Origin of the sequence: Burkholderia sp. MSMB1498 (assembly GCF_001526245.1) — a bacterium.
Taxonomy (GTDB): Bacteria; Pseudomonadota; Gammaproteobacteria; order Burkholderiales; family Burkholderiaceae; genus Burkholderia; species Burkholderia savannae.
In genome coordinates, this window is record NZ_LOYJ01000119.1 from 36695 (window position 1) to 49467 (window position 12773).

Below are 12773 nucleotides of genomic sequence, written 5' to 3' on the forward strand. Positions count from 1 at the left end.
GCGCTTTGATACCCGTTCATCGGGCAGGGAGGCGAACATGCCGAGGATTGCGAGAGAGCGTTTCGTCGCGGCGGCGCGCAGGGTGCTCGGCAGCGGGCCGGCCGCGTCGCTCGCGGCGTGCCTGGCGAGCGCGATGCTCGCCGTGGGGGCGGCGCGGGCGCAGCCGCCGTCGTTCGATTCGTACGCCGTCCCGGCCGGCAGCGCGCCGCACGATGTCGCGCCCGCGCCCGACGGCGCCGTGTGGTACACCGCGCAGGCGCGCGGCGCGGTGGGCCGCCTCGATCCGCGCGGCGGCAAGTCCGACTGGGTTCCGCTCGGCGAGGGAGCCGCGCCGCACGGCGTGATCGTCGGCCCGGATCGGGCGGCATGGATCACGGACGGCGGCCTGAACGCGATCGTCCGCGTCGACTCGAAGACGCTCGCCGTCACGCGCTTTCCGTTGCCGAAGGAGCGGGCGAACGCCAATCTGAACACGGCCGTCTTCGACACGCGCGGGCATCTGTGGTTTACCGGGCAAAGCGGCATCTACGGCGAGCTCGATCCGGCGAGCGCCCGCATGCGCGTGTTCGATGCGCCGCGCGGGGCCGGGCCGTACGGCATCTGCGCGACGCCTGACGGCAGCGTGTATTTCGCGTCGCTGGCCGGCAACTATCTCGGCCGCATCGATCCGGCGAGCGGCGCGGCGCAGGTGATCGAGCCGCCCACGCCGAATCAGGGCGCGCGCCGCGCGTGGGCCGATTCGACGGGGCGCGTGTGGATCAGCGAGTGGAACGCCGGAAAAGTGGGCGTGTTCGATCCCGCGACGCACCGATGGCGGGAATGGCGGCTGCCCGGTGAGCATCCGCATGCGTACGCGATATTCGTCGACGACCGCGACATCGTCTGGCTCAGCGAATGGAGCGCGAACGCGCTGGTGCGCTTCGACCCGCGCGCCGAGCGTTTCGACGTGTTGACGCTGCCGCGGCCGCACGCGAACGTGCGCCAGATGATGGGCCGTCGGGGAGAGGTCTGGTTGTCCGAATCCGGCACCGATCATCTGCTGCGCTACCGGTCTCGCGCGGCGGGCGACGGAAGCGACTGACGGCGTGCGCCGCCGCCGGAACGGCGCTCGATCGAGTCGCGGGGGCCCTGTCCGGGCTTTTGCGATGCTCGACGGCAACCCGGCCGCTCCCCGGCCGCGCCATGTGCCGACGTTGCCGCGCGCCGCGCATCGCTCGGGGCGACGCGCGGCTTCGCATGAGCATGAGCATGGATGCGTCGGATCGCGGATCGCGCATCGACGATTCTCCCGGCGCTGCATGAAGAGCCGGCGGCTCGCGGAGCGCGAGACGGCCAAACGCTGGCGGCGCGATGAACCCGCGCCGATCTCGACCCGCCCCGTCGAGAACGCGCAGCGCGAAGCCCGCCACGCGCACCGGCCTCCGCCTCGCACAAGACTTTCCACAAAAGCGAACAAACTTGTTCCGATTATTTCGCTTTCTGCGTCGGCTTGCTCCTCTTACCCTTGCCGTACCCGATTGCGCGCCGTCGCCCGCCGCCGGCATTCGCACGCGCAATCGAGATGACAATCGAAACCGGAGACATCACGTGTCGCAAGCCCGCCCCCTTGCAACTGCCCCCTATGCCCGGCCGGCCGGGACCTTCGCCCGCCTTCGCTCCATCTTCAGCGGCTCGGTCGGCAACCTGATCGAGTACTACGACTGGTACGTGTATTCGGCGTTTTCGCTGTACTTCGCCAAGGTCTTCTTTCCGGCCGGCAGCCAGACCGTGCAGCTCCTCAACACGGCGGCCATCTTCGCGGTCGGTTTCGTCATGCGGCCGATCGGCGGCTGGCTGGTCGGCCTGTACGCGGATCGCAAGGGGCGCAAGGCCGCGCTGCTGATCTCGGTGCTCGCGATGTGCGTGGGTTCGCTGATCATCGGCTTGACGCCCGGCTATGCCACCATCGGCATCGCGGCCCCGGTTCTGCTGGTTCTCGCGCGGCTGCTGCAGGGGTTGAGCCTCGGCGGCGAATACGCGAGCTCGGCTACTTACCTGAGCGAAATGGCCGACAAGACGAACCGCGGCTTCTATTCGAGCTTCCTGTTCGCGACGCTGTCGCTCGGCCAGCTGCTTGCGATGGCGGTGCTCGTCGCGCTGCAGCAGTTTTTTCTGAGCGCCGCGCAACTGGAAAGCTGGGGCTGGCGCATTCCGTTCCTGATCGGATCTCTGGCGGCGGGCGTCGCGATCTTCCTGCGCCGCAACATGGAAGAAACGGAATCGTTCGAACAGCATCGGCTGGGCAAGCGCAGCCGCACGCCGGTCGCGGAGCTGTTCAGGCACAAGCGCGAATGCCTGATCGTCGCGGGCCTGACGCTCGGCGGCACGGTCGCGTTCTACGCGTACACCACGTACATGCAGAAATTCCTGGTCAACAGCGCGGGGATGAGCAAGGCGGACGCGTCGATGGTGTCCGTCATCAGCCTGATCGCGTTCGTGCTGATGCAACCGGTGTTCGGCAGCCTGTCGGATCGGGTCGGCCGCCGTCCGCTGCTGATCGCCTTCGGCGTGCTCGGCTCGGTGTGCACGGTGCCGATCTTCAACGCGCTGACGACGGTCTCGACCATGGGCGGCGCGCTCATGCTGATCTCGGCCGCGCTCTTCATCGTCAGCCTGTATTCGTCCGTCAGCGCGGTCGCCAAGGCCGAGCTTTTTCCGGTCGGGATTCGCGCGCTGGGCGTGGGCTTGCCTTACGCGATCACGGTGTCGCTGTTCGGCGGGACCGCCGAATACATCGCGCTGTGGACCAAGAGCATCGGGCACGAAACCTGGTTCTTCTGGTATGTGTCCGCGTGCGTGCTGGTGTCGCTGCTGTGTTATCTGTGGATGCCCGATCCCAAGCAGGTGTCGCGCATCGATCAGGACTGAGTCGGGCCGCGGCGCATGTGATGGCGCGAGCGCGACGAATGTCCGCACCGGATTTCGCCGCTCGCGCATCACGCGGTTTCGATGCGCCGCGAGGGCGATCGCGGCGGACTCACCCGAGTCGGCGACCGTGAAGCGGCGCGGCGGGCAACGGGCGCGCCCGGCGACTCGGCCAGCCGACGCGCACGCGCGACGGGTTCCGCCCAGCTTGCGCAGGGTTCTTCTCACGCAACGAGGACGTAGCGATGACCGGACTTTCCCGCTTTTCCACCGCATCTGCGTGCGCGGCGCCGCTGCCGGATATCGAGCCGCCGCGCTTTGCAATGCCGCGCGGCGCGGTCGACACGCATGCGCATGTCGTCTCGGCCGACCCCGCCTACCGGATGGTCGACGATCGCAGCTACACGCCGCCGCCCGCGCCGGAAGAGAAGTATCTCGCGATGCTCGACGCAACCGGGATGGCGTACGGGGTGCTGGTGCAGATCAGCGTGTACGGCACCGACAACCGCTACATGCTCGAGGTGCTCGGCCGGCATCCGCGGCGATTGCGCGGCGTCGCGGTGGTCGCGCCCGGCGTGTCCGACCGCGAACTGGAGGCGATGCATGCGGCCGGCGTGCGCGGCCTGCGCATCAACGTGCTGTTCGGCGGCGGCATCGGCTTCGCGGCGATGGAGACGCTCGCGCATCGCGTGAACGATCTCGGCTGGCATCTGCAATTCCTCATGGACGTCAAGGCGCTGCCCGAACTCATGCCGCGCATGATGAAGCTGCCGGTGACGGGCGTCATCGATCACATGGGCCATACGCCCGTGGCCGACGGTCTGTCGGCGCCGGGCTTCGTCGCGTTGCGCCATCTGGTGACCGAGCACGGTTACTGGGTCAAGCTCTCCGGCGCGTATCGCATCAGCGAGCGATTCCCGGCCTTCGACGACGCGGCGCCTTTCGCGCGAACGCTGATCGACGATGCGCCCGAGCGCATGGTGTGGGGCAGCGACTGGCCGCATGTGTCGCTCGCGCCGCAGCGCATGCCGAACACCGGCGGCCTGCTCAATCTCGTTGCCGATTGGGCGCCCGACGAGACCGCTCGCCACAAGATCCTGGTGAGCAATCCGGCCCGTCTGTACGGCTTCGCGTAAGAGCGCCCGATAACGGGGGCATGGAGCCAATGGAGCCATGGAGCAAATGGGGCAGTGGGCCGACGGGCCAATGATTCACTGAGGCAATGGGGCCGTGAGGCCACCGGGCGCTTTTCATGCGCCAATCGCCAATGAGGAGGAGACAACACATGAACGGCAACAGCCAGGTGTCGGCGGCCGGCGAAGAACGCTGGTTCGCACGGATGACGGTGGTCGAGAAGCGGACGTTCGTCGCCGCGTTCGGCGGCTGGGCGCTCGATGCGCTCGATTTCATGGTGTTCACGTTCGTCATCGCGACGTTGATCGACGTATTTCACATCGACAAGGCCCAGGCCGGCATGCTGGCGACGATCACGCTGCTGTTCTCGGCGATCGGCGGCTGGCTGGCCGGCATCCTCGCCGACCGCTTCGGCCGCGTCCGCATTCTGCAGTTCACGATCCTGTGGTTTTCCGCGTGCACGGTGCTGATCGGCTTTGCACAAAACTTCGAGCAGATTGTTGTGTTGCGGGCGCTTCAGGGGCTCGGCTTCGGCGGCGAATGGGCGGTCGGCTCGGTGCTGATGGGCGAGATCGTGCGCACCGAATATCGCGGTCGCGCGGTCGGCACGGTGCAAAGCGGCTGGGCGATCGGCTGGGCGGTCGCGGCGATCCTGTACACGCTGTCGTTTTCCATGCTGCCGGAAAATTACGCGTGGCGCGCGCTGTTCTGGGCGGGCGTCGCGCCGGCGCTGCTCGTCGTGTTCATCCGCAGGAAGGTGCCGGAGCCGGAGCTGTTCCAGCGCACGCGCAAGCGCGAAGCGGCAAGCGCGAATCCGATGCCGGCCTGGGCGATCTTTTCTCCCGCTCTCGTCCGGACGACGGCCCTGAGCGCGCTGCTCTGCACGGGCGTCCAGGGCGGCTACTACGCGGTCACGACATGGCTGCCGACGTTCCTGAAGACGGAGCGCCACCTGTCGGTGATCGGCACCGGCGGCTATCTGCTCGTCATCATCGCGGGCTCGTTCGCCGGATACCTGACGGGCGCCCATCTGACCGACCGTCTCGGCCGCCGCGCGAATCTTCTCGTGTTCTCCGTGCTGTCGGGCGCGTGCGTGTTCGTCTATACGCAGCTTCACCTGTCGAACCAGCAAATGCTGCTTCTCGGATTTCCGCTCGGCTTCGCGGCGTCGGGGATCTTCAGCGGCATGGGCGCGTATCTGACCGAGCTTTTCCCGTCCGCGGTGCGCGCGAACGGGCAAGGGTTCGCGTACAACTTCGGACGCGGCATCGGCGCGCTGTTTCCGAGCCTGGTCGGCTATCTCGCGAAAACGGGCGGCCTCGGCACGGCCATCGGCATGTTCGCGGGCGGGGCCTATGTGATCGTGCTGATGGCGGCGCTGCTGCTGCCCGAGACGAAAGGGCGCGAGATTTCCTGACGCGAGCCGCCGTGCGCCCGCTCAGCGAAAATCCGCATGCCGCCGCACCAGCGCCAGCATCGACGGAATCAGCCCGCGCATGTCGCCGCGCCGCCACTGGAACGCATAGTTGAGCGGCGACAGCGGCGGCTCGCTCGTCAATTGCACGAGGCCGCCGCCCGTTCGCGCATCGGCCCAATCGGCGGGCAGGAAGCCGATGCCGACGCCTTCGCGCAGCATGCCCGCCACCGCGCTCCAGTTGTTGCAGGTGATGCGTCGCGGATGGTCGATGCCGCAGGCGAGCAGCCATTCGTCGAGGATGCGCGTGACGCCCGAGCCGGAAGGCAGAATGACGAGCGCATGGCGCGCGATCAGCTCGGGCGTCAACGTGCGTTCGCCGTCGACCAATTTCTCCGCGGCCATCCACGCGAACCGCGCTTCCGCCACCGGCTGCGACAGGATGCTGCCGCGCGACGAACGGCCCGCGACCACCGCGAAATCGAGTTCTCCCGCATCCACCTTCTCTTCGAGCGCCGCGCCGACGTCGACATACGGCTCGAGGATCAACTGCGGATGCAGTTTCTGAACGGCCGCGACGAAGCGAGGCAGCCAGGTCAGCGCCGACAGCTCGCCGACGCCGAAGCGCAGGCGGCCCGTCAATCCCTTGTCTTCCGCGAACGCGTCCTGCAACGCCGCGACGGCTTCCAGAACGCGAACGGCGGCCGGCAGCAGCGTTTCGCCGTCCTCGGTCAGCACGGCGCGGTGGCCGCTGCGGTCGAACAGCGTGCGTCCCACGGCCTGCTCCAGTTCGTTGATCCGCTTGGACAACGAAGAGATCGACAGGTGAAGCCGCTGCGCCGCCGTCGAGAAATTGGCGCAGGTCGCCGCCCAATAGAAGGCGTCCAGTTGCTTGAGCGTCGGAGTTGCCATGGTTCTTCGCTTTTATCGAACGATTTCGTTTGAAGATTATCGCTTTTTATCGATACATCGGCTGCATAGAATGGCAGCGTCGCATCAGGAAAGCCCATAGATGAGCACCCTTACCTCTCCCATCGCGGAAGACGGCCGGCCTGCGGCCAGCACCGGCAAGCCGCCGCGCGTCCTGCACGACGTGCTGAGCCTGCAAGACTTCGAGGCCAAGGCGCGCCGCGCGCTGCCGCGCCCGATCTTCGGCTACGTCAGCGGCGCGGCGGAAGACAACCGCACCCGCGACGACAACCGCGACGTGTTCGACGAATACGGTTTCGTCACGCGCGTGCTGTGCGACGTTTCCCGGCGGCAGCAGGCGGTGGAATTGTTCGGGCGGCGCTATGCGTCGCCGTTCGGCATTGCGCCGATGGGCATCTGCGCGCTGTCGGCCTATCGCGGCGACGTCGTGCTGGCGCGCGCCGCGCAGCGCGCGGGGATTGCGTCGATCATGAGCGGCTCGTCGCTGATTCCGCTGGAGGATGTGGCCGCCGCCGCGCCGGGTACGTGGTTCCAGGCGTACCTTCCGGGAGATGCCGAGCGCATTCGCGCACTGCTCGAACGCGTGGCGCGCGCAGGCTACCGAACGCTCGTGGTCACCGTCGACATTCCCGTGTCCGCGAATCGCGAAAACAACGTGCGCACGGGCTTTTCGACGCCGCTGCGCCCCGGCGCGCGCCTGCTCTGGGACGGGCTGACGCGGCCGCGCTGGCTGCTGCGCACGTTCGCGCGCACGCTGCTCGCGCACGGAATGCCGCACTTCGAGAATTCCTTTGCGACGCGCGGCGCGCCGATCCTTTCCGCCAACGTGCTGCGCGATTTCTCCGCGCGCGATCACCTCAGCTGGGCGCACGTGCGGCAAATCCGCGAGCAATGGCAGGGCGACCTGGTGATCAAGGGCATTCTCAGCGTCGAGGATGCGCTGATCGCGCGCGACGCGGGCGCCGACGGCGTGATCCTGTCGAACCATGGCGGCCGGCAGCTCGATGGCGCAGCGTCGCCGCTGCGGATCTTGCGCGACGTCGTGCAGGCCGTCGGCGACGATTACCCGGTGATGATCGATAGCGGCTTTCGCCGGGGATCGGACGTGCTGAAGGCGCTGGCGCTGGGCGCGCGCATGGTGTTCGTCGGGCGGCCGTTCAACTATGCGGCGGCCGTGGCGGGCGAGGCCGGCGTCGCGCATGCGATCCGCCTGCTGCGCGAGGAAGTGGACCGCAACATGGCGATGCTGGGGGTGAACGGCTGCGGCGAGCTCACGCCCGACGTGCTGATCCGCAAGCGCTGAGCGCGCCGGGGCACGGCGGGCTGCACGGTCGCATCCGCCGTTACGTCGCACATGATGCGTGCGGCATGGCGGAATGCGACGGCTCGCGGCGCTGCGTGCCGTGCCGTGTCGATTCTCACACTGCCGCCGCGATCGCGATTCGATCGTCGGAATTCGGCACAATGCCGGGTCGCATGCGATTCGGCCGCATGCGCCGCCGCTCGGCCTGCGACGTCGCGATTTTTCGGTCGCGAACGCGCCGGGCTGCATCGCTCATCGAGCGTGCCGCGCCGCCGCCGATCGCGCGGCCGCCGCCCAATTCGGATCGAAGGATGAGTCAACCGGCGAATATCGAGACGAACCGCCTGATTCTGCGCCGTTGGCGCGATGACGATGCGCGCGCGTGGGCGGCGTTGAATTCGGACGCCGAAGTCATCGCGTGGCTCGGGCGGCGCGCGCCGATGACGCTCGCCGACGCGCGCGACGACATCGGCCGCTTCGACGCGCATTTCGATGCGCACGGCTTCGGCCCGTGGGCCGTCGAAACGCGGGCCGACGGTGCGTTGATCGGCCTTTGCGGGCTTCGTCGCGTGCTCGAGGGCGGGCATCCGATGGCGCCGTGCGTGGAAATCGCGTGGCGGCAAGCGCGCCTTGCGTGGGGGCGCGGATACATGACGGAGGCGGCCCGCGCGGCGCTCGCGGATGCGTTCGGCGATCATCGGCTGGCCGAAGCATTCGCATGGACAGCCGCCACGAATCTTCGATCGCAACGCGTCATGACCCGGATCGGCATGCAGCGCGCGGCCTCGCGCGATTTCGACCATCCCGCGCTTCCCGAAGGACATTCGCTGCGCCGGCATGTCGTGTATTGCATTCGGCGCGAGACACCGCATGCCTGACGGATGCGCGCCGCGGCGCAAGTCACGCTCTGGCGCGTCGAACTTCTCGATCCAGCCGATATTCAGCCGATATTCAGCCGATACGAGGCGCGTGCGCGGCCGATCCTGCACGCACGGCTTCGTTCGCGCGCGAGCGCCGCTCGCTGCGCATTGCGCGACCCGGCGCGCGCAGCCGCGCCGTCACCTCAATTGCACCGCGGCGAGAAACAGCACCATGCCGCCGATCGCGCCGTCGAGCACGCGCCATGCGAGCGCCCGCTTGAACCACGGCGCGAGCAATCGCGCGCCGTAGCCGAGCGCGACGAACCAGATAGCGCTGACCGCCATCGCGCCGATCGCGAACGCGCTGCGCGCGCCTTCCGGTTCGCGCGCGCCCGCCGTGCCGATCAAGAGGAACGTGTCGAGATAGACGTGCGGATTGAGCCACGTGAACGCGAGCGTCATCAGCACGATCGGCCATGCGCGCTGCGCGGGCGGCGCGACGGCCGCGCCCGTTGCGTCGAGCGTCCCGTGCCCGGGCTTGAACGCGCGGCGCAGCGCGCTCAGGCCGAACCACGCAAGATACGCGAGGCCGACGTACAGCACCGCGTGAACGAAGGTCGGATAACGCTCGACGAGCACCGATGCGCCGCCGACGCCCGCGCCGATCAGGAGCATGTCCGACAGCGTGCAGAGCAGCACGATTTTGCCGACGTGCGAGCGCATGATTCCTTGCCGGAGGATGAACGCGTTCTGCGCGCCGATGGTGACGATGAGCGATGCGCACAGCATCGCGCCGTGGGAAAAAGCGATCCAGTTCATGTTCGTTGCTGATTCAGGCGATGGACTAATGGAACGAGAGGCGCTAGTCTGCGGTGATCGCCTGAGTAAGAAAAGCTAAATCATCTAATGCGGATTAAGGAAAACTGATGCTCGACTACGCGTTGCTCGATGCGCTCGCCGAAGTGATCCGTCACGGCTCGTTCGAGCGGGCGGCGAAAGCGCTCAATGTGTCGCCTTCCGCGGTGTCGCAGCGCGTGAAGCTGCTGGAGGAGCGAGTGGGCAGCGTGCTCGTCAAGCGCGGGCAGCCGTGCGTCGCGACGACGTCGGGCGCGCTGCTGTGCCGCCACACCGAGCGCGTGCGCATGCTCGAAGCCGAATTGTCGGCGCACGTGCCCGGATTCGCCGGCGCGGCAACGGGGCCGTGGCCGACGCTGCGCGTCGCCGTCAACGACGACAGCGTCGCGACCTGGTTCGTCGATGCGGTCGGCCCGTTTTGCGCGGAGAGCGGCACGCTGCTCGATCTCGTGATCGACGATCAGGACTACACCGCCGAGCGGATTCGCGACGGCAGCGTGCAGGGCGCGGTGACGGCGCTCGCCGAGCCGATCCAGGGCTGCCGTTCGACGCGCCTCGGCCGGATGCGCTATCACGCGGTGTGCTCGCCCGCGTTCCACGCGCGCTATTTCGGCAACGGCGTCAACCGCGACGCGCTGCGGCACGCGCCGTGCGTGATGTTCAATCCGAAGGACAGCCTGCAGGCGCGCTTCATCCGGCGCGTGACGCGCGTGGATCTCGATCCGCCGCAGCACTGGATTCCGCACGTCGCGGGCTACCTGCGCGCGTGCGAGGCGGGGCTCGGCTGGGGCATGTGTCCGGAGCGGATGGTCGAGCGTCAGATCGCCGCGGGCGAGCTCGTCGATTTGTCGGAGGGAAGAAGCATCGACGTCGAGCTCTACTGGCAGAGCTGGCGATTGTCGATCGGCTGGCTGGACGAGTTCAGCGCGGCGCTCAAGGCGAGCGCCGCGCAGTTTCTGGATTGATTCGGCGCGAGGAAAGGCGCGACGGCGGGCGCGGGATTACAGGCGATGCAGGCCGTCGAAATCGACGATGCGCACCGTCCGGCCCTGCATCTCGATCAGGCCGCGCTTGTGGAACTTCGACAGCGTGCGGCTGACCGTCTCGAGCGTCATGCCGAGATAGCTGCCGATGTCCTCGCGCGTCATCCGCAGGTTGAATTCGTTCGGCGAATAGCCGCGCTTCATGTAGCGCGACGACACGTCGAGCAGGAACGCCGCGACGCGCTCCTCGGCGTTCAGCGAGCCGAGCACCATCGTCTGCGACGTTTCGCGAACGATCTGCTCGCTCATCAGCTTGTGCATGCGCAGCTGCATCGTGCCGGCTTCCGAGCACAGCGTCTTCAGCGCGCTGTACGGGATCACGCAGACCGAGCTGTCCTCGAGCGCGACCGCGGTGCGCGGATGCGCGTCGTCGCAGATGCCGTCGAGGCCGAGGGCTTCGCCCGCGAGGTGCAGGCCGGTGACCTGTTCGCGGCCGTCATGGCGCGTCGCGATGGTTTTCAGCGATCCCGAGCGGACCGCGTACAGGTTGTCGAACGAGTCGCCTTCGCGGAACAGCGTCTCGCCGCGTCGAACCGGGCGGGCGCTGCAGATCACGGATTCGAGGCGCGCGAGCGCTTCGGGCGCGAGCCCCTGGGGCATGCAGAGGTGGCGCATCGCGCACGTCGAGCAGTGTGCGGCCTGGCGCGGCGCCCACGTGCTGGTGGCATGGACGGGAGCCGCGGCGGCGGCGGGTCGGGCGACGGGCGTAAGCATGATGGATGACTCTGAGGTTGAATCGGTAAAGCCATTGTCCCATCGCGGGCTAAGCCTGTTTAGCGACAAAACGCCGCGACTCCCCGTGCGATTTCCTTGTTCGGCCGCAACGCGTGGTTGCGGCGAAACATCGCAGCCGTTGCGTTCGATCAGTGTTCCCGATCTTCCGGATGCGCGGCGGCCGGGATCAGCAGCACGGGCAGCGCCGAGTGCCGCACGCACTGTTCGGCGACGCTGCCGAGCACGAGCCGCTTGAAACCGCGGCGGCCATGCGTGCCGAGCACGAGCAGGTCCGCGCCGAACGCTTTCGCGCCTTCGACGATGAGCGACGGCACGTCGGCGAGCGACGTCGCCTCGCCGATCTTCAGCGCGCCCTTCACGCCGGCTTCGTGCATCTTCTGCGCGAATTCCTTCGCCAGATCGTTGCCCTGCTGAAGCAGTTGCGTGCGCAGGATCGACGGATCGTAGCCGGGCACGTTGTAGTAGATCGCGGCGTTCTCCACGACGTAGAAGGGCTGCAGCTCCGCGCCGCTCGTCCTGGCGATGCCGAGCGCCGCGTCGAATGCGTGGCGTGCCGTTTCGCTGCCGTCGACTGCGACAAGAATGCGCTGATACATGATGTCTCCGTGGTGCGGTTGAGAAAAGATCGGCCGTTCGGCCGGCTGGGTTTGACGACGTCTTTTTACAAAGTAAACGATTACTGACTAGGGCGCAGCGAACTCGATACGCAGCGATCCGGCGCGGCGAAGTAAACGCGGCGCCGGACTTTTCAGGATTCCGTCGGTCGCGGCGGATTTTTTGCGCGCGATCGGCGTATCGGCCGGATCGGTTCGCGTCGCGTGTCGCGGCGCCGTAATAGACTTGGCCGAGCCCCGGGCACGTTCGCCGAGCGGCGCGAATCGATGCTGGTTTGAAACGCGTCGGGCGAGAGCGTTCCCGACATTTCTTACGACGATCGACGAAGGCCGCGTGCGAGCGCCGAGGCCGCATGCGCAAGGGCGCGGCCGTCGCGCCCGCCCGCCGCCCGTTTCGTTCGGTTTCGTCCAACCGGAAAAGGAGGACACATGCCGTATGTCGCGCTCGAGGTGTTGACCGAAGACGCCAACCGGTACGCGCTGCCGGACCTGATCGGCGTGGGCGGCGCTTCGCCCGATGTGCCGCATGTCTGCGAGATGCTGCTCGCGGACGCCCAGTGGCCGACGATTCAGGCATATCTCGATCGGCAGGAGCTGCCTTACAAGTTTGCGCGGCCGAGTACCGGGCGCAGAGTCGGGAGGAACAATCCGAGCTGGTAGGGCGGCGGCCGCGGCGAAGCGGGCCGATCGCCGGCCGGTGCGGGCGATGCCGGCGGCGGCGCGGGTGTCGTCGCCGTCGCCGTCGCTATCGCTCGCGCAGCCGATGGGCGGCGCGCCGTCGGCGCAGGACGTATCCGCAAATCGATTCACGCCGGCGCTTGGCGGACGAGCGTCGATCGTCGGCGTTCGTTCGGGCCGGCTTCTCGTTCGCCGAGAATCCCGGAAAGCGTTGATTTCCGAAAACGCGCGTGCATTCCGCGGCATGCGCTCATGTCCGCGATTCGCCGTGGCAGATGCCGTTCGCGTCATGTGAACGGATCG

13 protein-coding genes are annotated in these 12773 nt (G+C 67.7%); 8 read left to right on the top strand and 5 right to left on the bottom strand.

Annotation, left to right across the window (positions count from 1 at the left end; translation table 11 throughout):
• Positions 1-37 precede the first annotated feature (37 nt).
• From WS91_RS26725 to WS91_RS26740, 4 genes are all read left to right on the top strand, one after another.
• Complete coding sequence (locus WS91_RS26725) at positions 38-1081, top strand: Vgb family protein (protein WP_059576933.1); 1044 nt, start codon at positions 38-40, stop codon at positions 1079-1081.
• Positions 1082-1587: 506 nt separating this feature from the next.
• Positions 1588-2907 (top strand): MFS transporter, encoded by a 1320-nt coding sequence (locus tag WS91_RS26730; protein ID WP_038747463.1) that lies wholly within the window; start codon positions 1588-1590, stop codon positions 2905-2907.
• A 242-nt stretch (positions 2908-3149) separates the two neighbouring features.
• On the top strand, positions 3150-4040 hold the full coding sequence (locus WS91_RS26735; protein WP_059671340.1) for an amidohydrolase family protein: 891 nt from the start codon (positions 3150-3152) through the stop codon (positions 4038-4040).
• Positions 4041-4189: 149 nt separating this feature from the next.
• The gene (locus tag WS91_RS26740; protein ID WP_059671341.1) at positions 4190-5455 is read left to right on the top strand and encodes an MFS transporter; all 1266 of its coding nucleotides are present in this window, start codon (positions 4190-4192) and stop codon (positions 5453-5455) included.
• A gap of 21 nt (positions 5456-5476) precedes the next feature.
• Here the strand turns inward: WS91_RS26740 and WS91_RS26745 are convergent, their stop codons facing one another.
• A complete protein-coding gene (locus WS91_RS26745) occupies positions 5477-6364 on the bottom strand; it encodes a LysR family transcriptional regulator (protein WP_038747470.1) in 888 nt (295 codons plus the stop codon).
• 100 nt (positions 6365-6464) lie between these two features.
• Here WS91_RS26745 and WS91_RS26750 point away from each other — a divergent pair, with 100 nt between their 5' ends.
• Entirely contained in the window at positions 6465-7685 is a 1221-nt protein-coding gene (locus WS91_RS26750; RefSeq protein ID WP_038747473.1) for an alpha-hydroxy acid oxidase, read from the top strand.
• A 115-nt stretch (positions 7686-7800) separates the two neighbouring features.
• Here WS91_RS26750 and WS91_RS26755 read toward each other — a convergent pair whose 3' ends face one another.
• A complete protein-coding gene (locus WS91_RS26755) occupies positions 7801-7983 on the bottom strand; it encodes a hypothetical protein (protein WP_059671342.1) in 183 nt (60 codons plus the stop codon).
• Positions 7984-7996: 13 nt separating this feature from the next.
• Between WS91_RS26755 and WS91_RS26760 the strand changes: the two genes are divergently transcribed.
• Entirely contained in the window at positions 7997-8563 is a 567-nt protein-coding gene (locus WS91_RS26760; RefSeq protein WP_059671343.1) for a GNAT family N-acetyltransferase, read from the top strand.
• Between the two features lie 180 nt (positions 8564-8743).
• Here the strand turns inward: WS91_RS26760 and WS91_RS26765 are convergent, their stop codons facing one another.
• Entirely contained in the window at positions 8744-9364 is a 621-nt protein-coding gene (locus WS91_RS26765; RefSeq protein ID WP_038747481.1) for a LysE/ArgO family amino acid transporter, read from the bottom strand.
• 107 nt (positions 9365-9471) lie between these two features.
• Between WS91_RS26765 and WS91_RS26770 the strand changes: the two genes are divergently transcribed.
• Positions 9472-10365, top strand: a complete 894-nt coding sequence (locus WS91_RS26770; RefSeq protein ID WP_038747484.1) for a LysR family transcriptional regulator ArgP — start codon at positions 9472-9474, stop codon at positions 10363-10365.
• Positions 10366-10401: 36 nt separating this feature from the next.
• Here the strand turns inward: WS91_RS26770 and fnr are convergent, their stop codons facing one another.
• Together fnr and WS91_RS26780 are read right to left on the bottom strand one after the other, a co-directional pair.
• Positions 10402-11157: a fumarate/nitrate reduction transcriptional regulator Fnr gene (gene fnr, locus WS91_RS26775; protein ID WP_038747485.1), complete on the bottom strand. Its 756-nt coding sequence runs from the start codon at positions 11155-11157 to the stop codon at positions 10402-10404.
• Between the two features lie 149 nt (positions 11158-11306).
• Positions 11307-11774, bottom strand: a complete 468-nt coding sequence (locus WS91_RS26780; protein ID WP_059576921.1) for a universal stress protein — start codon at positions 11772-11774, stop codon at positions 11307-11309.
• A gap of 447 nt (positions 11775-12221) precedes the next feature.
• On the opposite strand from WS91_RS26780, the gene WS91_RS26785 reads away from it, so the two are divergent.
• Positions 12222-12452 carry a hypothetical protein gene (locus WS91_RS26785; RefSeq protein ID WP_038747491.1) on the top strand — a complete coding sequence of 77 codons (231 nt, stop codon included), beginning with the start codon at positions 12222-12224 and terminating at the stop codon, positions 12450-12452.
• The last annotated feature ends 321 nt before the right edge of the window (positions 12453-12773 follow it).

Excerpts from the sequence above, each read along its gene's own strand:
- WS91_RS26725 (WP_059576933.1), top strand. The coding sequence starts at position 38 with ATGCCGAGGATTGCGAGAGAGCGTTTCGTCGCGGCGGCGCGCAGGGTG.
- WS91_RS26735 (WP_059671340.1), top strand. The coding sequence starts at position 3,150 with ATGACCGGACTTTCCCGCTTTTCCACCGCATCTGCGTGCGCGGCGCCG.
- WS91_RS26740 (WP_059671341.1), top strand. The coding sequence starts at position 4,190 with ATGAACGGCAACAGCCAGGTGTCGGCGGCCGGCGAAGAACGCTGGTTC.
- WS91_RS26745 (WP_038747470.1), bottom strand. The coding sequence starts at position 6,364 with ATGGCAACTCCGACGCTCAAGCAACTGGACGCCTTCTATTGGGCGGCG.
- WS91_RS26750 (WP_038747473.1), top strand. The coding sequence starts at position 6,465 with ATGAGCACCCTTACCTCTCCCATCGCGGAAGACGGCCGGCCTGCGGCC.
- WS91_RS26760 (WP_059671343.1), top strand. The coding sequence starts at position 7,997 with ATGAGTCAACCGGCGAATATCGAGACGAACCGCCTGATTCTGCGCCGT.
- WS91_RS26765 (WP_038747481.1), bottom strand. The coding sequence starts at position 9,364 with ATGAACTGGATCGCTTTTTCCCACGGCGCGATGCTGTGCGCATCGCTC.
- WS91_RS26770 (WP_038747484.1), top strand. The coding sequence starts at position 9,472 with ATGCTCGACTACGCGTTGCTCGATGCGCTCGCCGAAGTGATCCGTCAC.
- fnr (WP_038747485.1), bottom strand. The coding sequence starts at position 11,157 with ATGCTTACGCCCGTCGCCCGACCCGCCGCCGCCGCGGCTCCCGTCCAT.
- WS91_RS26780 (WP_059576921.1), bottom strand. The coding sequence starts at position 11,774 with ATGTATCAGCGCATTCTTGTCGCAGTCGACGGCAGCGAAACGGCACGC.
- WS91_RS26785 (WP_038747491.1), top strand. The coding sequence starts at position 12,222 with ATGCCGTATGTCGCGCTCGAGGTGTTGACCGAAGACGCCAACCGGTAC.